The 21,298-nt window shown below is 45.4% G+C and carries 19 protein-coding genes and 2 pseudogenes; 1 reads left to right on the forward strand and 20 read right to left on the reverse strand.

Annotated elements, in window-relative coordinates; all coding sequences use genetic code 11:
- Window positions 1-149 precede the first annotated feature (149 nt).
- Window positions 150-368 (forward strand): annotated as a pseudogene (locus tag B5D50_RS20750) (Uma2 family endonuclease); the annotation flags it as partial.
- A gap of 107 nt (window positions 369-475) precedes the next feature.
- Here the strand turns inward: B5D50_RS20750 and B5D50_RS10275 are convergent.
- From B5D50_RS10275 to B5D50_RS20845, 20 genes and pseudogenes are all read right to left on the reverse strand, one after another.
- Entirely contained in the window at window positions 476-1,399 is a 924-nt protein-coding gene (locus B5D50_RS10275) for a porin (protein ID WP_078922518.1), read from the reverse strand.
- Between the two features lie 175 nt (window positions 1,400-1,574).
- Entirely contained in the window at window positions 1,575-1,967 is a 393-nt protein-coding gene (gene rpsI / locus B5D50_RS10280; protein ID WP_078922519.1) for a 30S ribosomal protein S9, read from the reverse strand.
- A 6-nt stretch (window positions 1,968-1,973) separates the two neighbouring features.
- Window positions 1,974-2,414 carry a 50S ribosomal protein L13 gene (gene rplM, locus B5D50_RS10285; protein ID WP_078922520.1) on the reverse strand — a complete coding sequence of 147 codons (441 nt, stop codon included), beginning with the start codon at window positions 2,412-2,414 and terminating at the stop codon, window positions 1,974-1,976.
- A gap of 273 nt (window positions 2,415-2,687) precedes the next feature.
- Window positions 2,688-3,761 carry a glycosyltransferase family 2 protein gene (locus B5D50_RS10290; protein ID WP_078922521.1) on the reverse strand — a complete coding sequence of 358 codons (1,074 nt, stop codon included), beginning with the start codon at window positions 3,759-3,761 and terminating at the stop codon, window positions 2,688-2,690.
- Window positions 3,762-3,783: 22 nt separating this feature from the next.
- Complete coding sequence (locus tag B5D50_RS10295) at window positions 3,784-4,686, reverse strand: glycosyltransferase family 2 protein (RefSeq protein WP_078922522.1); 903 nt, start codon at window positions 4,684-4,686, stop codon at window positions 3,784-3,786.
- A 3-nt stretch (window positions 4,687-4,689) separates the two neighbouring features.
- Window positions 4,690-4,899, reverse strand: coding sequence for a hypothetical protein (locus tag B5D50_RS10300; protein WP_143594326.1), 210 nt, complete (start codon window positions 4,897-4,899; stop codon window positions 4,690-4,692).
- 8 nt (window positions 4,900-4,907) lie between these two features.
- Window positions 4,908-6,977 (reverse strand): HAD-IA family hydrolase, encoded by a 2,070-nt coding sequence (locus B5D50_RS10305; RefSeq protein ID WP_234975853.1) that lies wholly within the window; start codon window positions 6,975-6,977, stop codon window positions 4,908-4,910.
- Complete coding sequence (locus tag B5D50_RS10310) at window positions 6,970-8,265, reverse strand: glycosyltransferase (protein WP_078922523.1); 1,296 nt, start codon at window positions 8,263-8,265, stop codon at window positions 6,970-6,972. The genes B5D50_RS10305 and B5D50_RS10310 overlap by 8 nt, the downstream gene beginning before the upstream one ends.
- Before the next feature lie 89 nt (window positions 8,266-8,354).
- Window positions 8,355-9,365, reverse strand: a complete 1,011-nt coding sequence (locus B5D50_RS10315) for a class I SAM-dependent methyltransferase (RefSeq protein ID WP_078922524.1) — start codon at window positions 9,363-9,365, stop codon at window positions 8,355-8,357.
- A gap of 3 nt (window positions 9,366-9,368) precedes the next feature.
- Window positions 9,369-10,268 (reverse strand): lysophospholipid acyltransferase family protein, encoded by a 900-nt coding sequence (locus tag B5D50_RS10320; protein ID WP_078922525.1) that lies wholly within the window; start codon window positions 10,266-10,268, stop codon window positions 9,369-9,371.
- Window positions 10,265-11,476, reverse strand: a complete 1,212-nt coding sequence (locus B5D50_RS10325) for an ABC transporter ATP-binding protein (protein WP_078922526.1) — start codon at window positions 11,474-11,476, stop codon at window positions 10,265-10,267. Before B5D50_RS10325 ends, B5D50_RS10320 begins: the two co-directional genes overlap by 4 nt.
- Window positions 11,473-12,258: an ABC transporter permease gene (locus B5D50_RS10330; RefSeq protein ID WP_159448611.1), complete on the reverse strand. Its 786-nt coding sequence runs from the start codon at window positions 12,256-12,258 to the stop codon at window positions 11,473-11,475. Before B5D50_RS10330 ends, B5D50_RS10325 begins: the two co-directional genes overlap by 4 nt.
- 30 nt (window positions 12,259-12,288) lie before the next feature.
- A complete protein-coding gene (locus B5D50_RS10335) occupies window positions 12,289-13,143 on the reverse strand; it encodes a peptidylprolyl isomerase (protein WP_078922528.1) in 855 nt (284 codons plus the stop codon).
- 151 nt (window positions 13,144-13,294) lie between these two features.
- The gene (locus B5D50_RS10340; RefSeq protein WP_078922529.1) at window positions 13,295-14,794 is read right to left on the reverse strand and encodes a hypothetical protein; all 1,500 of its coding nucleotides are present in this window, start codon (window positions 14,792-14,794) and stop codon (window positions 13,295-13,297) included.
- A gap of 118 nt (window positions 14,795-14,912) precedes the next feature.
- Window positions 14,913-15,314: a hypothetical protein gene (locus B5D50_RS10345; protein ID WP_143594327.1), complete on the reverse strand. Its 402-nt coding sequence runs from the start codon at window positions 15,312-15,314 to the stop codon at window positions 14,913-14,915.
- Window positions 15,304-17,553 carry a type II secretion system secretin GspD gene (gspD, locus tag B5D50_RS10350; RefSeq protein ID WP_143594328.1) on the reverse strand — a complete coding sequence of 750 codons (2,250 nt, stop codon included), beginning with the start codon at window positions 17,551-17,553 and terminating at the stop codon, window positions 15,304-15,306. The genes B5D50_RS10345 and gspD overlap by 11 nt, the downstream gene beginning before the upstream one ends.
- Before the next feature lie 85 nt (window positions 17,554-17,638).
- Window positions 17,639-18,466 carry a hypothetical protein gene (locus B5D50_RS10355; RefSeq protein ID WP_078922531.1) on the reverse strand — a complete coding sequence of 276 codons (828 nt, stop codon included), beginning with the start codon at window positions 18,464-18,466 and terminating at the stop codon, window positions 17,639-17,641.
- Window positions 18,463-19,053: a type II secretion system protein GspM gene (gene gspM / locus B5D50_RS10360; RefSeq protein ID WP_078922532.1), complete on the reverse strand. Its 591-nt coding sequence runs from the start codon at window positions 19,051-19,053 to the stop codon at window positions 18,463-18,465. The genes B5D50_RS10355 and gspM overlap by 4 nt, the downstream gene beginning before the upstream one ends.
- The gene (locus B5D50_RS10365; protein ID WP_078922533.1) at window positions 19,046-20,089 is read right to left on the reverse strand and encodes a PilN domain-containing protein; all 1,044 of its coding nucleotides are present in this window, start codon (window positions 20,087-20,089) and stop codon (window positions 19,046-19,048) included. The genes gspM and B5D50_RS10365 overlap by 8 nt, the downstream gene beginning before the upstream one ends.
- 884 nt (window positions 20,090-20,973) lie before the next feature.
- Window positions 20,974-21,298: pseudogene (locus B5D50_RS20845) on the reverse strand (hypothetical protein); the annotation flags it as partial.

Here is a 21,298-nt window from a genome sequence, read left to right on the forward strand (position 1 = left end):
ATCATGAAACTAGCATAACGCTGGCGAAAATCTTACGCATACTCTTGTAAACTACTGGATTTCCTCGCATCACTTGAACTAGTTCTAAAAAACCACGAAGATGGAATCATACAATTGAGCTTAAAATCCCTTATGCAGGAGTCAATGCAATGGGTGCGTTACCGAAGTCACCTTATGTGTCCCCAGAAAAATATTTATTAGGGGAAAACGACCGCCCGGATGGGCAGAAATACGAGTATGTGAATGGGCAGGTTTACGCGATGGCGAGGGCAAGTCGTGGGCATAATTTACTGGCAGGAAATTTTTTCCTCGCCTTAGCTCTACATGTGCGCTGCAGTCGTTGCCAAGTCTTTCAGTCGGATATGAAGGTTGAAATTCAAACACTCAACGATATGAGTGCCAAAGGCAACTGCTATGACAACACCTGGGCGGAAAGCTTCTTCCACTCAAGATCGAAGCCATCCACGGCGAACGCTTAAAAACTATGTGACAGCCCCACTGCGGTGGTTTTGACTTGATCACCCGCAAGATGTGCTCGATTTTTATTAATACTATATTCGAAACTTAAGACTGTTTTTTTAGCCATTCGATAATCCAAGCCGACCGCTGACAAAGATTCCTTTTCGCCACCCGCTTTAGATTTTTTTTCGCCATATTGTGCTTTCAGAAAAGAAGCACCCGATTGATAGCCACCACTTACCACAAACGCATCATGCCCTTGAGTTTCAGCACCTTCAGGACGCGCTCGCTCAAAGCTAGCCCCCACCTTATGCCCATCAAAAAAAGTATAAGCACCGGTTAAACGGGACATTTTTAGGCTATCTTTACCTTGCATCGTAGCAAAAGCTGCATACATACCGTCTTGCGAATAATTCACTACCGCATCAATAGCCGTGATTTGCGTATCGGTTGGGCTGAAATCTTGATCCTTAGTCAGTTCAATCGCAAAACCTAAAGAGCCCAATTTATTGATATAAGCCAAACTTTGATTGTAAGTAAATTCTGACTCTAAAATAGCGTTATAGTCGGCGAATTGATCGCTAAATAAATCAACGGGGGCTGAGGAGACTTTCGTTGCACCGAACTGCCGACCGATACGGACTTCACCTAACTGACCCCGCAAACCGACCCAAGCTTGGCGTGTATCGGTAGTGACTTGCCCACCCTCAAGATCAACCCCAGCCTCAAGAATATACGTGGCTTCCAACCCTGTTGAGAGTGGCATAAAGCCTTTAACCCCCAAGCGTGAACCCGTCATATGGACTTTATCGACACTTTTACCATTGTCCTTAAGAAAACCGTAATTGGCATGCAAAGTACCAAAGATCGTGGTATCGGCTGCAGTGACTAAGGGTGTCGTTAAACCCGTGATGGCTAATAAGAACTTGATCCGCTTCATTGATCGACTCCTTCCCTATACTTATTTAATTTATTTAATCTTAGCCGCCTTAAAGAGTCATCCTTGATGACCTGAAACTGAGACTTAAATTGAACTCTAAATGAATGAGTCTAATACAAAAAAAGCCACAAGTGCGCGAACACTTGTAGCTTTTCGGATCAGCTTGGAGAAAAGATTAACGTTTGGAGAACTGTGTAGCACGACGTGCTTTGTGCAAGCCGACTTTCTTACGTTCAACTTTACGTGCATCCCGAGTCAGGAAGCCATCTTTTTTCAGTGAAGGACGCAAACCTTCATCATATTGCAATAATGCACGGGCAATACCTAAACGAATTGCACCCGCTTGACCAGTTGTACCACCACCTGTCACTGTCACATCACAATCAACTTTGTCCGTTAAACTGATGCTGTTTAGCGGCTGACGAATCACCATCCGTGCTGTTTCACGCGCAAAGTATTGGTCAATCGGCTGATTGTTAACAGTGATATTACCACTGCCTGTGCGTAAGAAAACACGAGCAGAAGAAGATTTGCGGCGACCAGTGCCGTAATATTGGGTTGCAGCCATTGATTCTTACTCCTTGCCCTTAATTTCCAGCACTAATGGCTGTTGAGCTTGATGGTTATGCTCAGCACCTGCATAAACTTTTAGTTTACGGTACATCGCACGACCTAATGGATTCTTTGGCAGCATGCCTTTAATCGCGAGTTCTACAACACGACCAGGAGCACGTTGCTGTAACTTCTCAAACGAGAAAGATTTCATATTACCAATATAGCCAGTATGCTTGTGGTACATCTTGTCTTGAGCTTTATTACCGCTCACAGCAACTTTGTCGGCATTAATGACAATGATGTAATCCCCTGTATCAACATGAGGGGTATATTCCGGCTTGTGTTTTCCACGCAAACGCCGGGCTACTTCTGTGGCCAAACGGCCTAACGCCTTACCTTCGGCATCCACGACGTACCAATCGCGTTTGACCTCAGCCGGCTTTGCACTGAATGTTCTCATTCCAAACTCCAAAGAGTATGTAGTAATTATCTGAAAAAATAGACCGCGCATTGTATGGCAAGAAACGCACGGAGACAAGGAGTTATCGTCATACTAGGCAAAAAAAAACGCGACCCTAAGAGCCGCGCAATTACCACCAAAGGAGGATGTATGAAGCGTAAGATTGCTATGCAACATATAGAATATTATAATAATCTAATATTCAAAAATGCAAGATACCTACCCCTTATTTAGGCCGTTGTACCCATCTAGAGATAGGTACAGGCTTATTGTTTAGGAAACTACACTGATCGGTTTAGCGGCTAAACGCTGCACTGCTGGTTTGAGTAAAGTATGCGGCACAGAGAGCTGCTTAGGTGCTAAGGCTCTACTTTTACCCTGATATAAGAGCCAGCCTTGCTCCCAACTGTTCGGCCTTGCATACCAATAAGCCTTTTGCAAGCTAAGCACCTGACACCATGAGCTCGGTAAATGCTCATAAGCTTTACCAAGTTTAAAGCCCAATAATTTGACTAGGGTCTGCAAAGCAGCCAGCCACAACAAGCGCTTACGCCGCTGACTTAAATAATCAATTAAGGAGCGCACATAGACCCAAGCTTCTTTATCGGGTTTACCAATCCCACGCAGCAAAGTCGCTTCGCTAGCATGAAACACGCCAATATCAAAATAGCGACGAAAGATTTGTAAGAGTGAATATTGATGAGAATGCCGAACTGAACTCTCGGCTGAATACACCACCTTCCAACCCGCGAGCAATAAGCGGGCGGAGACATAACTGTCCTCACTAACAATAATATGCTCAGGAAAGCCACCCACACTCCGTAAAGCACTCGCTCGATACACCGCATACACATCTGAAGAAAAGGCCGCACGGAAACCGAGTTCATCTAAATCCGCCTTACTACGTACCGCTGAAGCTTCAGGATAAGTATAAGCCCGTGCATGCTTTTCAATCAGAGAAGCCTGCGGATGAGGAATATGTCGCCCATACACCATACCGACTTTGGCATCACTCAATGGCTTCAAAAGCAACTCTAAAGAATCCGGTTCATCCAAGATGGCATCTTGAGTGAGAAAGACTAAATACTCAGCACCATGACAGAGCTCTGCTGCCAATTGGCGAGTACCACCATGATTAAAAGTGGCTGCCTCAATCGAATAAACTTCTAAACCAGCCGTTAAAGCCTGCTCCAGCGTTTGATCGGTTGACGACGAATCCACGACAAGGTAACGACCTGCTTGAATAGTTTGTTGCTGGATACCTGCAATCCATTGACTCCATAAAACACCCGCATTACGGGTTAATACAATGACTGCCACATCAGGACGGCTTATTTTTTTTATCATCTTGTCAAATCCTGCTTAATTTCTAGGCAAATAATAGCAAAGCTATATTGGCCAAAATCCCCTGTTTAAATAAGCGATGCTGCAAAATATGCCGCCGCCTTTCCCAACCTTTTAAATATTGTAAACCTGCTAAGGCAGCGACTAACCGGTAATCAGCCCGAGTTAACTCATCACCATAGCGCTGTAAAAAAACCTCTGCTTGCTGACTCCATGCCTCGACTCGACTCGCGATTTCAGTAGAGGGAATCGACTGCAACTCAGCGCCGACTTGGTTATTGGCATGTTGTCGGTAAAACAGCAAAGGCTGTGGCAAAGCATAAACCTGCCCAAACCAAGCACAAACCAAAGCTAACCAGCGATCATGTTGCATCGCACGATAAGGCACTGGAAAAGCTCTCTCGGCAGCGGCACGATTAAAGATACTCGCGCAACCTGACACGACATTGGTCAGCAAATACGCTTGTTTAGACTGCTCAACATCAAATGAACGCATCGTCCAGAATGAAATGGCGGCTAACTGCTTAGCCTCATCCACCACGGCCATGTCCGTATGAACTAAAATTGGTGTGCAAAACCCCCGTTCATTTTCTATCTTTTGTAAAGCTGCTAAAGAAAACTCAACTTTTTCTGGAAACCAAATGTCATCTTGATCGCAGAACATTAAATAGGGTGCAGTACTTTGCTCAACTAATTTACTAAAACTTTGTGTACTGCCTAGATGCTCACCATCCGTAATAAACTTAGCCAAGTGATACGGATACGCCCGCTGCCATTCGAGAATGATTTTAAGGGTTTGATCCTGAGAGCCATCATCCCGAACCAATAACTCCCAATCCGCAAAACTCTGCCGATTTAGGGAAGCTAATAATTCGGCTAGCCAAGCCTCACCATTCCAAGTCGACAGTAAGATTTGCACCTGAGCCATACCCTACCCCTTGCCTAAACGAACCCGCCACCACCGGATCGTGCCGCGATCTACTAGGTGATGGCTTAAGTTTAAAAATTGCCAGACACAGAGCGCACTAAACCCCGGACTAAAACAGCGTCCACGCCCTGAAGAAAAGCGAAACGCCTGTGCATAGACAAATAAGCGATACGGATTAATCACCAGCTGTTTTGCTAAGGGTCGTTGTTTCATCTTGCCCCCTATTTCCTTACACTATGCAAATAAGCCATCCGAAAAGCGAAATTCGGTGCACTCGTTGGAATACTGTCTAACAGCGCATAACGCCAAGCTGACTCTTGTACCCGCCGCCATAAATGTTGGGGATGCAAAAAATCCTGCCAACTGAGGGCTTTGCGACCTAATTCCAGCACATGGTCATGCCCGAAGTCTTCGGTATGCACTAAGCGAGTTAGATAATGAGCCTCTTCACGAGTCGGATAAACCACCGCACGTTCCAGCAAGCCATACACATACGGCAATAAGTCGCTGCTTTTATAATCCGTCAACCGCTGCACGACTTGAAAATGCTGCCAATGCACCAGCACACCCGCCTGAATCGCTGCCACCATTCGATTACAAGCCACCTCGGCTAAACGATCCGGGGCTTGTGAGGATTTTAAGATCGGTTCAATACCCGCAGGCGTTTCTCGATAACCGATGGTCGTCGCCTCTAAAGCACGAGCACCTTGCTCAAAAATCTCTTCAAATTCCGCAGGAATACGTTCACAGGCATTATCCCGGCGTGAATCATGAATAATGCCTTCACAATAATTATGCGTGCCAAAGTCGTGATACATTTTCGGCACAAACGCAAAGTAATAACCGTTGATAATCGGAAAATCCGAGCGCTGCCCGAAAGCTTGCTTTAAAAATTTCTGTACCGTGCCATTCCAGCCAATATCGACCAAGGCCAGCTGTGGATGACTAAAGAAACCGACTTGCTCTAAATAACGCTCCAACAATTGCCGATGCTGAGCACCGACTGGACGAATACAAGCCTGTACCTCTTCATCTGCTAAAAAGGCCACTAGACGGGCATCTTGCCAATCTTGAATCGGCGCAGCGAAATCTGTAAAGCCATGCCGCTGTGCTAAAGGTTGCAAACCTTCTTCGGGCAAACCATACACTTTGCAAATCGAGCGCAAACCTTGTTGCTTAGGATTATAAAAAGCAACTTGGGCTTGTTCATGTGTCAAACCATCGGCGGTCGATGCAGCAGTGATCACTCGCCTCGATAAATAGATATACTCATCTTCAGGCTTAGGGGCTTGCAACTGCTGATACATTTGTTGGAATAAATAACCATCGCGGGCGACGAAAAATATTTTCTCGACGGGCTTACGCTGTAAGCGCTCCTGTAAACCCAACATAAAACTACTAAAAGCCGCCCCTAAGACATCGCGCCCATACCGAAAATAAAAATCATCGCTATCCGTACTCAACACTTGTAACCGCTGTTGCAGCATAGAAAAGAAATAACGCCCTGACCAAATACTGCCACGGGCTGCCATCTTGATGGCTAATTGCTGCTGGTCAATGCGTTTGAGTTCAGCTTTTTCATATAACCAAATGCCTTGAATACCTTGAGCACTCGCCATTTGATAATCTGATTTAGGATTATCTCCAATATGTACCCAACGGGCTTTATCCAAATTCTGCTCGCGTGCAATCAACTGATAGAGCTTGCCGGAATATTTACCTTGCAAACGGTCAGCCGATACATAAATGGCATCGAAATAAGCTGCCAACTCAAACTTTTCTAACACAGCGCGGAGGTGGGTACTCTCCAAATACATATCGGAAATAGCTAGGATCTGTGTATTGCTGCGGCTGAGCCATTGCAAAAAGCTCAGAACTCCGGGTTTCACATAGAGAGCTAAACATTCTAATTCCAGCTCAGTACGTATAATAAAATCGACTAACTCAGGATTCGGTGCAGCTAATAAACGCTCAACCCAAGCAGGCACTAAGTCCGCAAAGCGGCATTCATAATCCAACCCCTGAGCGAAGGCCCGCTGGCGCAAAACCTGCTCACTGGCTTGGCGGGCTTGCCAAACGGCTTGCGCTTTAAAGCTAGAACCTAACTGCTTAGCCACCTTGCGACACACCGAACGCTGCACTTGCTCAGGAGTATCAATCCGCCCTAATAAGGTATCGAAAATATCCAAGGAAACCGTGTTCACTTGCCAATCTTGAATTTGGGGCTGTAGGCAAGCTTGCACCGCTGACCAATCACGCAACATCCGTGGTTGATTAAAATAGTCAAGCATGACCGACCCTCCGTTTTTCAGGGACTACACGAGCACGCAAAAAGCGTAATGGATTCAGCAAGGCATTACCCAGTCGAAATGCCCGACAATTAATCACTTCGGTGTGCAGCTCACGTGCCTTGGCTAAAGCACTCTCCCGCTCTGCCAGCCAATGCTCGCGCTCACTGAGCCAGTGCTGCTGGTTTTGAATCAGCTGATCACGCTCAGCAATCCAAGCGTCCCGCTCTTCAATCCAAGTCCGATGCTGTGCCAATACGTGTTGTAAACCTTGAATCTGTTGATCGCGCTCAGCAATCCAACCATCCCGCTCTTGCACCCAGACTTGCTGCTGCTGAATGAGTTGATCACGCTCAGCAATCCACTGATTACGCTCCTGAATCCACTTATCTCGATCATTGACTAAGCGCATTAAAGTCGTCTCACGCGCCACTAAGCGTTGATGCAAAGCCGTTAGCCATTCCTCACGGGTATAGCGATACAGATCACGTAGCTGAATTTGCAACCCCATTAAACTCGTCGGGGTGAGTTGCTCAGCCAGTAAACCGAGATTATTTAGGAGCATCTGCATATTTTCCTCAATCGCGGCGAGAGGCTTTTCACGAATCGTATTCGTAGTATGCAAACGATAATGCAGCAATGACTCTTGCCACAGGCAAGTTAACTTAAAACCTGCCCGATATAAGCGCAGCACATATTCATAGTCATGCACATAGCGCAAATCCGCAAAGCCACCTTGGGCTAAGAAACAGTGACGCCGAAAAAAGAAATTTGAAGTACTGATGCAAAAATTACCCCGTAACAGGGTACGTAATAAATTTTGATGTTTTTGATAATCGGCGACCAAGCCTTGATACCAAGCCAACCAATCAGGCTCACTCGCCGCCTTAGACTTAGAATTGGCATCCCATAGATCAACGCCCGTGACTAGAAAATCATAACCTTGCTGCTCTGCGAGCTTATGTAAACGTTCTAAACGCTGCGGATACCAAGCATCATCCGAATTTAGAATGGCGATATAGTCGCCCGCTGCTAAGGATAAGCCCTCATTCAGTGTCGCGGCTGCACCTTGATTTTGGGTATGCTGAAGACAACGAATAGCGAATTGTGGGTGCTGCTTCACCCAGCTCATGATGAGATTCCAGCTTTGATCACGGGAAGCATCATCAATAATAATCAGCTCCCATGACTTAAAGCTTTGTGCTGCTACCGAGTCAAGTGCTTGTTCAATCCAAGCAGCATGCTGGTAAGCTGGAATAATAATGCTGACGGCTGGTGTATTAGCACGCATGCGGCGTTCAACCTCGTTATTATTGTTATATTCGCGTTATCCGCTGAATGAGCGACAGGTTCGCTCTTTAGCCCATAACTGCAGTGTATTTAGCTATGGGTTAATCCCTCCTGAACTGGCAGACCTCGAAGAAAACTCGCCATTTTTCGTAATAAGCGCCAGCTACGAGTGGCATAAACTCGCCCTAACTCATCGGCTTTCATTTGTAATTCTGCTCGCAGCCAACTCATTTCAGTTTGCTGATCTTGAATACACAGCTCTAAACCTTGAATAACCTGCTCTTTTTGCTGCAAATTAGCAAATACATGCCCCCAAGTTTGCCAAGAAGCCGCCATTGGCTTGAGCTGATGGGTCTTAAATAAATCTAAATCCTGATCACCCGATTTAGCTTGTGATTTTTGCTTAGGCAGGCTAATCGAAACAATGAATTGATAAGCGACCGCATCCGGTTGGTGGAAATACTCCAAAACACGTGAGGTTGCCTCCACCCCAACTTGGCGCAAATAGCGTGCTATTACAGAATCCGGCAAATCATGCCATGTATAATCCACTTCATTAATCATGAAGCCGCTACGCTCAATTAGTGCTTTTAAAGAATTTAAAGTAAAAAATTTGAGGTGAGTATCATCGAGTATGCCAGCCTCTTCATAACGAAAATCCCCGGTTAATAATTCTAATCGCACCGAGGTATGTGCCACATTAGGTACTGATAATAAAATAACACTTTCATCCATCATGAAGGGTTTTAAGCGCTCTAACAGCTGCTGCGGATAGCGTAAATGCTCTAAAACATCGACTAAGGTAATGACATCGAATTTCTCAAACTGTAAAGCATCTAAACTATGAGGGTCATCTAAATCCTCAGTGAACACATAATCACAATAACGCTGCGCTTGCCAAGCCGCTTGCGGATCTTTTTCAACACCGAAAACTTGCGCTTCGCACCGCTCTTTCATAAGACGCGACATCGCTCCAGTTGAGCACCCTAGCTCTAATACTTGAGCATAACGAGGAATCAATTGAACGATTTTGCTATGCGAGTGATTGTTATCCAAGCTATCTGAGTTAGTTGGAAAATAAGCGGCAACTGTTTGATTCATTTATTATCTCCGCAACAGAGGTAGAGCCTCCCATAGCCACCACTGCCCTGGTCGCGCCCTGATTCGCGACTCTAATTGCATGGCCAGCAGGCTCATAAATTCCTCATCATTATAATTATGTGGATTCAGTAGGTCTGAAAACTCAGCCACCACTGGCCCGCTCCCGCTATCACGCATATAAAACGGTGCAACGACTGCATGCGTTTTTTTAGCGATTTTATAAATCCCAGCAGGTACACTTATAGTACCGTTGAGAAAAGGAACTGTCACGCTTCCACGTGGAATTTCCGTATAAGAAACATCAAATAATAAAGTCATGAGGTGTTGGTTAAGCTCACGATATAGACACCGTAGATCCTCACCTTCCACTAAAAAAGCCCCCCCTAAGCTTGCTTGAAGGCGTTGTAATTTCCACAAACGATAACGATATTCCGCTGGATGTAAACCATGCTTATTCGTATCGCCACCGTCTCGAGTCAGCGTGCCAATGGTATATCCCGCACGGCGCATCGCAGGCCCTGCCAGCCAAAATCGCCCAAAATGCCCACTACTGAGCAAGACTTTTTGCCCTGCCGCCCGTGCAGCTTGCACCGCCTCGAAACCCTGCAAATGGACTATTTCAGGAATCACAGGTCGATCTAACCACCAAGTATCGAGTGCTTCGTGCTCAACCATCCGAAAATAATCACGCACCCAACCATCGACTTGCTCAAGCTCAGCCTCTGGAAAAACCCGCTGCATCTGCTGGCGAATATTTTCCCGAGTTTGGGCTTGCTTTTGATAGAAATATCTCGATTGCCAAGCCGCTAACCCATAAGCCGCTCGCCAAGGTAAGCGCGCATAAAGTGGGAAAAGCTGATCATAACGCCAAGAATGTTCAACGGAGCGGGTGAATAAGCTCAATTGGCCTCCACTTCCCACTGGTGGGGTATCCAGCTTAAGCCAATACCTTGAGCTTGCGTCGACTGCTGTACCCGAAACGGGCAACAGCGCTCACGAGCATCGTAAATATGCAGGCCGCTGCTATCAATCAACCAAACTTCTAAACAATATTCACCCGATAGCAGGGGCAATTTTTCAATTACAAAACGAGCTTGGATACTACCATCAGCTTGGGCTTGCAAAGGCACTTGATCATGCAGGGTACTAATCCCATAACATTGAATCTCATCATTGCGCCGAATCACTAGGCCGATATGAATATCCTCTAAACGCCAACCTGCACTCGCTGCCCTCACCTCAACCACAAAACGCTGCCAAGTTATAAACATCGGTAAGAATCCGGCTTGCTCTTGTGCCCCACGCAGACTGACAACTTGCAAACTAGGAAAGCTTGCCAAGCTAGGTTCAATACTGGTTTTCGGCGTGCTCATTGGTGGAGCTTGGCGCGCCCGTACTGCATCTTGATAAGCATCGACGACCGCTTGTGACTCACCCAAGAGCTTAAGTTTACCCTGCTCTAGCCACAATGCTTGCTCACATAGCTCGCGAACTTGATAGAGATTATGCGAGCAGAATACTAAACTCGCACCTTGCGCTAAGCTGGCACGCAGATGATCTAAGGATTTTTTCTGGAAATATTGATCACCCACCGATAAGGCTTCATCCACAATCAGGATTTCAGGTTCAACAACAGCAGCCACCGCAAATACTAGTCGTACCACCATTCCACTGGAATAGGTTTTAACGGGCTGCTTAATAAAATCACCCAACTCCGCAAAAGCCAAGACTTTAGGTAGTTGCGCCTCAATCGCGGCATTGTCTAAGCCTCTGAGGGCTAAGCCTAAGCGCGCATTCTCCAAACCACTGTAGTCACCATGCAGCCCTGTTCCTAATTCTAAGAGAGCCGATCGCCGTCCATGCACCTGACACTGCCCTGAACTAGGGGCGAGATTACCCGCTAATAAGCGCAATAAAGTACTTTTACCCGCCCCATTATCGCCGATAATCCCCAAAGAACTACCTTGGGCTAATTCAAAGCTAATCTCTTGTAAAGCATGAAACACCTGATGACGAACTTGACCAAGTACCCACTCGAATAAAGCATCCCGTGGTTTGGCATAACGCCGATAACAAACACCCGCCTTTACTAAGCGAATGGCTGTGTTCATAAGACATACCTTGCACGTGGCATCAGACTCTGAAACAGCCAAGCCGCCGCGACTAAAGCGCTAGTACTGACTAAAAGCAAAGCCCCAAAACGCTCAGCCTCAAAAACGCCTTGTAATAAAGCAGCACGATAAGCCTCAACTAATTGAGCTAAGGGATTCCAGTCATACAGCGGGCGCAAATCTGTAGGAATCAACTCTAACGGGTAGAGCAGAGGTGAAATAAATAACAGTACCGTTAAAAATGCAGGCATTAATTGGCGCAAATCCCGCAGGAACACCCCTAATACCGCTAAGCTATAGGCAGCGGCTAGCGAGAATAAGATCCGAATCAACAGAAATGGCAAATAGAAAACCAAGCCCAAGACTTGCAACTGCCCCGTGACAAGGAGAGCTGTCAGCAATACGCACAGAGCCAATCCCTCTAAAACTACAGAAACGATTACTGGAATCATCGGCAATATCCAACTAGGCAAGGCCGTATTCAATAACCAATCACGCCGCTCCGTGATCAGGGTGGTCGAACGGGTTAACACCTCAGCACAGGCATTAAAGGCTAATAGCCCCGTGAACACATACAAGGCAAAATGTGTATTGGATGCTTGTGCATTAAAGCGTACTTGCAACACTTCGCTAAAAATCAAGGTATACAGCCCTAACATAAACAAAGGTTGGACGAGCAACCAAGCAAAACCTAGCACCGTACCTTGATAACGCTCAGTCAAATCACGCCGAAACAATTGATAGATAAGCGCTAAATAACGCCTCAGCTCGGCCTGCTCCACATTTTCGCCCTCAAATTTACGAATTATTTTTTATTGATAAGCGGGAGCGATCTCCGCTTGGCTGAAGCGAGTGCGTAATTGCTCAAGTAACAGTTTACGTTGTGCTTGTGCATAGGTTTCTTTTAATTCAGCCAAAATCTTATCTTTAACTTCCGCATAAGTTTGCTGGATGGCTTCTTGCCGCCCGATGAATTGCAATAAATAAGCCTTACCCTCGTGGACAAAGACTTCACTTAAACTGTGCTCAGGCGATAATTTTTTAGCCACCTCATAGAAAGCTTGCACCTTTTGCCCTTGATGAAACCAAAAGCTGTCACCCTCAGTGAGCTTTTTGTCACCGGCATCACTTTCTGCTAACACCGCCGCTTTAAAATCCAAACTTCCTTGGATGACCTGTGCTTTGATTTGCTCTAAATGCTGACGAGTAGCAGCCTCATCTGAGCCGAGTGTTTTTTCCAAGACCCGCACGCGCAAACGTAATGGCAATTGGTAATCCGTTGCTTGACGGGCTGCATATAATTCTTTAGCTCGCGGCTCAAAATCAGGTGCTTGTTCTAAAGCCAAGGTATCTAAGATTAACTGTGATAATTGGCCTTTACGAAAATCGTCCACCCGCCGCTCTAATAAAGCGAGTTGCTCAGGCGATAAGGGTGTATTCATTTGTTTAGCAAGCAAACTTTCACGAATAAATAACTCTTGGAGTAAAGCTTGGCGAGTTTTGCTATCTAAGGTTGTGGTACTAAAGCCTCGTGCCTGTAGCGTCGCTTCAACAGCAGCTTTAGAAAGGCTTAAATCCGTGGTTTTGATCACCCATTCATCGGTAGCCTGTGTATTTAGTGTGAATAAACTTAGCCCCAAGATGAGCAAGCTTTTTTTGAATCGCATGATATTTGCCTTCAACCCTAGCCCTATTGCAATACAAAAAACTGATCAGCACAAGTCTGACCAGTTTGTGAACCACCTTTAAACCCGCTGTTTAGAACCCGCTTAGAACTAAACTCGCTTAAAACTAGCGTGGTTTAGCGGTTAATTCTGCTTACCGATTAATTTTATGGGGTAAAGCATCGCCGAAACGAGCACCCGCATTACTGCTGACATTACCTTCAATCGCGGCAAAACCAGCTACTGGCACACCTTGGTAAATACCACTGGCAGCGGTATAGACACTAGCCGTTTTACCGTAAGTCACGGAGCTGACATAACCTTTAGAAATATCATATTTCGGGAAGGAAATGCTCGACCAACCATGTACAAACGAACCTACCGATAAACTCTGACCGGTCTGACTAGAGAACACGGTACGAGCATCATCATAAGAAGGATCACTGGTCAGGAAGGTGACAACGTTCACTTCACGCTTCAGCTCAGTCTCATCTTTAGTTTTGCCCGGCAATACGGGTGAGAAACCATAGTCAGTGTCAGTGGTCGTTGTCGCACTGGTTTCCTCGCGGTCATACATACCATCGACAAGAATAGAAACATCGGTATCTGCGTTATGAATACCGTGTTTCTTCATTGGGAAGGTCAAAACCCAATCAGTATGCCCATCGTAACCATTGCTTGGATCGAGGAAATACTCATTCATCACATTCGACGCTAACAGAATATGCGAAATTGGATAAGGATTTGTACCGCATTGAGGCGTTAGCGCGTCCTTATCATTTAAGCAAGTATCCGGTACTGACCCCCAAGTGGTGGTCACTAACTCATTTTCACCCGAGCCATCTTGTACGGTAATAGTACTAGTCGTCACATCGCCCGAAGCCAACGAGGGTAATAAGAAATTATTCGGGTCATCTGACAGATAGTGCTGTGCCACCGTGCTGTAGTTGTCAATCGCTACGGGGTCAATCGCATAGGCCACCCCTTGTGGAATATTCAATACAGCGGATGAGCCAAATAAACCACCCGTGGGTGAACTTAAACCCGTGGCCTTAGAGCCAACACCTTGTTGGAAAATACCGTTTTTCCAAGCATCTTTGACGGCCGTACAATTGACAGGTGTACCATTTTTATGGAGCACACCCGCTTGTACGGTTTTGTCTTCAACCACACCCATCTCAATCACTTCCACATAACCTTCGCGGGTATCGGCGGCATCAACACCGGTATAAATTTGATGACCCGTAAATGGAATCGTGACTTCGCATTTATCATCTTTACACGCGGCCAGTTGTGGCAAAGTACAAGTACGGTCACTGGTACTAATTGAGCCGATTAGGTTTTTGTCCTTATCTTCGACAGCACGCACACTACCCGTCCATACGTCTTGTGGTGACATATAGATATTAAAGTCGAGTACGTCATTACTGCGGTCACCTTCACGGAAACGGATTTTGACAGCTTTAGTTTTGTCCGTGGAATTGACTAAATTGATATTAGTCACATAACCAGAGTGAGCATTAAAATAAGGAAAAATTAAAACTTGGCCAGTTCCATCTGGATTAACATGAACCGCCTGAGCGCTAGTGACTATGCCTAATGCACCAGCCAAACCAGCGACGATTCCTAGGGCGAGCTTTTTCTTCTTAAACACTTTCGTGCCTCCCGAGATTTTTTTATATTTGTTACGGAGTACCTTACTAAGCGCAGGTTTAAAGCTAATGAGGCTGAGAAACCTGAGAATAACCTATAAACAATTTTAATTTAATCAATCATTTTTTTACATACCGCCAGTCTGAAAATCCCCCCTCTTTCGTCCAAGTTTCTTGAATAAGATCGCTGGTTTCCACTGGCTTGGGTAAACCACGCATCTTCATCGCCACAGTGACCTCGACTTCAGCCTTACATTGACTACCTGAAGTGTCACAGCTCACTTTCTGCACCTGCGCTTTGCTCCACAATCCTAGACCTTGAACACTATTCCGAAAGTGCTCAAAGGGAACTGTCTGCTTAAAGGCATCCGTATAATATTGGTACGCTTGCTGCAGATCGCCCGCTAGTAATGCATTCCAACGTTGCTGAGCAGCCTGCTTAACGGTAGTTTCGCCGGAAACACAAGCTGTCAACATCCAGCATAGGGGTAATAGAATTACCCAGTCAAATCTACTCGACATACTCACCTCTTAATTGTTGGATAAAGGTATTGTTATCCATTAAACGCTTCATACGCTCCCGCATTTCATTGCCTGTTTGTACCAAGGCAGCTTGATCTTTGATCGCAGTCGGTGTAATGAGCACTAATAACTCAGTACGCTTACCACTTTTCGAGCTACCATTAAAGGCACTACCAATTACTGGTAGATTTTTTAATACAGGCACACCACTATTCCCTTGAGTTTGGTTATCTCGAATTAACCCACCCAAGACAATCGTTTCTCCACTTTGCACGGCAATATTACTTTTAATATTTCGTTTCAGGAAGGTTCGCTGTCCCGTTGCCGAATCAATTTCACCGACATCGGTAATATCCTGTTGTACATCCATTTTCACCAAGCCATTCGAATTTACATGCGGAGTCACATTCAAAGAAACTCCTGTGTCTTTATATTGAATGGATTGAATATTACTAATTGTACCATCAGTAGACACTGAACCTGTCTTAATCGGCTGTTGATCACCTACCCGAATTTCGGCTGTTTGATTATCTAATACCAAGACTGAAGGCGAAGAAATCACTTTAACCTTAGAGTCTTTAGCTAAAGCATGTAGAAAACCCTTAATCCCACTAGAGCCACCTGCCAAAGTAAAAGAGAATCCCCCCGGAGTTGCATTTGCACCAAAAGCTCCTACTCCTAACTCACCAAAGGTATTACCATTTTGGGTTAAATACCATTGAATCCCATTTGACATTTCGTCACTTAAAGTGATTTCCATAATCGAAGCTTCAACTTGTACTTGCATAGGCATAATATCAATCCGCTTTAAAGCCTCTTGAATCTGCTTATACATCGACTCACTCGACAGAATCATCAATGAGTTATTGGTTTTATCAGCGACGATCTTCACATCAGCATCAGGATCAATACTCACCCCACTGGTACTGCCTAACATGGTTTTCAAAGCAGCCGCGCTCGAAGCTGCATTATTAGCATCACCGCCGACAGCAGCGGCTTCTAAGCCCGGTGCTAAGCTCGAGGGTAAGGCCGAAGCACTTGACTTTTTATTACCCCCTCCTTTGCCTGAGAAAATTTGCGTTAACATCTCCGCTAGGTGTTCTGCATTGCCGTTCTGAACGTGATAGACAAATAACTGTTGCCCATCCACTGGACCCGTTTGATCAAACCGGTCCACCCAACTTTTCATTTCCTTTAAATAATCAGGGCTAGCTGAAATAATCATTAGGCTATTCATATGCTCAATCGGCATGATTTTAACCATACCCGCCATCGGACTATTGCCGCTTTCACCGAATAAAGCATCAAGATTTTTCGCAACGACTTGAGCTTCCACATTTTTAATCCGGTAAATCCCTACCGACATACCCTGCAACACATCCACATCGAAGGTTTTGACGGTTGCCATTAAATTCTGTAATTCTGAACTTGTACCTGCAAGTACTAATAAATTACGATTGGTATCTACCCGAACAAAAGCATCTGGACTTGCGATAGGCTCAAGAATTTTTTGCATTTCTGCAACGGGTATATATCGAAGTGGTACGACTTGAATATTATAACCGGGCTTAATTTTACCTGTTGAAGGTAGAAAACCTCGACCCTTTAAGTTCGCACGCGCTGCAATTCGATAATCTCCATTATCATCTTTATACAGAACAGCACCTTGCGTCTGCAATAAAGATTCTAAAGTGGGAATTAAGCTTTCACGTGGAATCGGTTGGCTGGAATTAATCGTCACCTCACCTTCAACCCCCGGCTCAACAATATAGGTTTGCTTGAGAATATCACCTAAAACGACGCTAACTACTTCACGGATACTAGCCCGCTCAAAATTCAGCGCGACACCATCCCCCTTAGCGGCTCGCCCTGTAGCAATACTCGGGCGCTCAACATCCGTTCGATAGTATTGATGATTGCCTAAGACCAGCTCCATATCCTGATTATTGGCGGTAGATCCCGTGGTTGAATTAGACACGGCTAGCAAAGCACTGCTAGCACCGGCTCCGGCATAAGTTTCAGCGCTACGACTCTGTGAATATTTAGATTTTTTAGCAGGCTTCAGAATCGGATGCTCTAAATTCAAACTTTTTTCATCCAGCTCTTTAACTGCTGCACTGCGCTGAAAGGGATTAATATCAGTATTTTTACGAAAGCCAGGCCCGTCTTTGATTGAAACACAGGCAGACAGCAATACGGAAATACTGGCTAGCCCCACTAATGTAGTCCTGTTAATCACAAACAAACCCCATTTTTTTTATTATTATTTAGCTAATATCAGTTTATCTTTTCGATTTAGGCAATGTAACCACAGTTCGTCGGATTTAACGATTGGCCGTGGCAGGTGCAGCAGCATTGCCTTTTTGCTCATTAGCCCCATCCGCCCCACCCCACCGAGAAGCCATTAAACGTTGCCTTGCCTCCAAAGCTTCTTTTAACGACATGACCGGCGGCGGGTTCTGTGCCGCTGCTGCCACAGCTTGAGCCTGATCTGCAGGCACAGCAGGCTCTAAATTCGGTGGCAGTGCTAAGTTCTCAGCGGGTGCAGCCGATGGTTGTTGTGCTTGCTGTTGTCGAGCGGCGGCCATCTGTTGCTTTTGTTCTTCTTTTTTACGTAATTGTGCTAGCTGCCGATTCTCCGCTGGTGGAGCAAAATCGGCGATTAATTTCACCTCTTGTTTTTGCTCACCGGCGACTAAACTGATTTTTTTTGCATCAATAGATGCTAGTGTCCACCCTTCCCATTGCTCGCCGACATGCAGTGAGATATTTTTTTCCTCATTACGGATCAAAGCATATTTAGTCGAACCCAAATCCACTATCCCGACTAAACGTCCAACTGGTAAGGGTGCAGGTGGCGGCGGTGGCGCTTCAGGCTCGACGGTTGGTGGCGGTGATGGAGCAACGATCTCCACCGCTGGTACAGCACGGCTAGGCCAAAATAAGGGTGCTTGAACTATTTGGTTATAAGTCGTCACAGCAGGTTCAGTGAGCATCAGTGAGGCTGGAATTTGTACACTAACCGGTGCTGAGGGACGCTGGTCTGCCTCTAACTCGCGTAACTGTATGAGACTCCAAGCCGCCCAAGCTAAGCAGGCTGAGCTAGCTAGCCAAAGCATTAACTGAATCGGTGGGCTGAATAAACGTTTCATGGCTTAGCTCCACGCCAATAAGTGGCAATTTTTACAGTCACACGCACTAATTGCTCTTTAGGATCAACCCCTTCTAAAGGTTTCACCTCTAGGCCTTCTACAAAAATTAACGGCCGTGAAGCATACGCCGCATGCAAGACTTCCCGGAGCAATTCAGTTTTACCCTGAAAGACTACTTGCACCGTGACTCGCTGATAATCACTGGTCGACGCCTCAGCCTCCTGCGCTTGAGTTTCATCCACTACTTCAGAGCTAAACAGCGTACCATTTTGTCGAGCGACCACTGCTGCGACTTGATTTTGTAGCTCTTTACCCACTTGGGCTGCTGTCATGCCTTGTGGGTAAAATAATTTATCAATCCCTTGCTGGCGGATACGTTCATACTCTACCGTCAGCTCCGGTGCTGCTTGCGCAACTTGACGCATTTTGTCTAAACGCTGATAGCCATTTTCAATCTGCTCGCTGAGCGCTTGCGATTTAAGCCAAGCCGGAAGCACACCAAAAAAGACTACCGCAAGCACGAGCAAAGCAGCTATTAACCAAGCGATTAAGGGTTGGCTGCGAGCTGGTATTAACATTTCACTCATGGGCAGCCTCCACATTGGCCTGTAAATGGAATTTATCTTTACCTGAATTTGGGTTGCGTGTAACCGGTGATTTAAAGCTCACTGCTTCAAAATAAGGCGAAATTTCTAAGGTATCAATTAAGCTTAAGGCCTGTTCAGACTCGCCACGAATCTGGACTTGATTCCCATTAATCTCTAAGCGCTCCACCCAAGTATGTGGTGGAATTTCTGCCGATAAATGCTCAACCACATCCAACATCACCGGGGCAGTTTTGCGCTTTTCACCGATAAAACTTAGGGTTTCCTCAGCAGCGAGTAGTTGATCACGCACCTCCATTTGTGCTGCAGCTGTTTGTTGTAGACTCGCTATCGCTGCCTCTATCTGCCCCAAACGCCGTTCTTTATAAACAATGGGTGCGGCTAAGCTTGCGATTAAAACCAATATGAACGCATAAAAAGGCACTAAAGAAGCTGGCATCGGAGCTATCGTTGTTGTACCTAACCCCTTGGTTAATTGGGTAGAGCTAGCTAAGGCAGAAATTAGTTTAATTTCGGGGACACCCAAAGCACGCAATTTAGCTAGATACTGCTCAATGTGCACCTTCGGTGAGACATAAATATCCGCCACCACGAGTTTATTCGCTTTATCATGCTTAGCGACTTTGGCATCAAAATAAGCTGTATCTAAGGAAAACGGCGTGATCCGATCCAATTGATAACCGACCACTTGCTTAATATTGTCCTGCACACCTTCTGGAAAAGTATGCTGTAGGTGCAGAGCTTGCCTTTCGTCTAGCTCAAGCCTTAATTGATAATTACGACGACCTGCCACTTTTTTGGCAATACGTGCAAAGTCAAACGAGCTATCTAAAGTATACTCACCCCATTCACGGCGCTTACCCTCCTGTTGCCAGCTTAAGGCTAAGCGCTCATTGACCATGTATAGATTTAAACTGGGTTGGCTGGCACGAAATAGACTGCGTACTGAGCTAGGCAAACCACGATAGAGGCTTTCCCCCCACCAGCTCACAAACTGCTTAAGCTTTGCTATGATCATTTTAATAATTATTATTTATAAGCCCTAGATTATCTTTTATAGTACAAAAATTCTAAGCCCTTGTCGATGACTGGCAGATGACTAGATCGAATCAGCCACTTGATATACAAAATTTATTGTCTGCATGAGCAACTCCGAACTAAATGGTTAAAATTAAAATAATTTTTAACCTACTGATAAAATTAAATATATTCAATGCTTATCTATTTTTTTAACTCTGTTTAGTGGAGTCTAAACAGCAACGCATTGATAAAAAGACTATTCTATAGTAATGTCAAATAGATTTTGACCAAAATGATCCAGCCTTTGGTATCAAAGGGTTGGCATAGGTTGTGCGCAGTTAAAGTGCCGATGACTAGGAAAAGGCGGCATTTTCACAGAGTTCAGCTCTTGCATTAGTAGGTTTAATAGGTGAATCATCTTCTTCGGAGATTGTTGACTAGATTAGTGGTTTTGAGAAAGCGGCTGACAAGAGATACTCTGGCTAAATACTGACTAAATATTTAACGGGTTATCTCTAGCTCCTACCATTTATCCTAAAAAACTCGACCGTTTATCATGATTACCCCAAAAAAATCTAGCTAATACCCTATTCAAGTTGGTGAGAATTTTCCGCTGTCAGTCCTCAGCTGGCGGAGGTTTGTGCTGTTCCATTTAATTGAAAGTCAATAAACTTTTAGGGATGTAAGCTATGGGCAATCAATCGTCTGCGGCCACCCACCGGTTGGGCCGATTTTCCATGTTGTCATGCACTTTGTTATTGTGCTCCTTGAGTACGGCAGCTTTGGCAATTGAGAAAACAGTCATTGTGACTAAAACGGTTAGCGGGGCGGGAGCACCTGCCACCAGTTTTAATTTTGCGGTCTCTGTACACGACAATTTTCCTAACCCATTGAATTTGTGTTAAACGAAAACGGCTTGAGTCTCATACGTCCATCCTCTACCACCATAAATTGGGGCGGACAAAGGAACAGGATCACGAGCCTGAGATTATCCAAGGCTTCACGTCCGCTTCCTGTTAACAGATCAGTCAGGTAATCCAAGCCGTAGCGGAAAATGCTCTGTTCTTTACGCCCATGCTTTTTCACCTTCAAGGGTTTGACGGTTTTTTCCTTCCATTCCCCGACCTTGTGCGCCCAACAGAAGCCAATGGCGAGCAATGCCATCATCTTTTTGATGCGAGGGGGCTTGGTGAAGTGAGTGGCTTCC

This window comes from Thiothrix eikelboomii, assembly GCF_900167255.1.
In the GTDB taxonomy this organism is placed as follows: domain Bacteria; phylum Pseudomonadota; class Gammaproteobacteria; order Thiotrichales; family Thiotrichaceae; genus Thiolinea; species Thiolinea eikelboomii.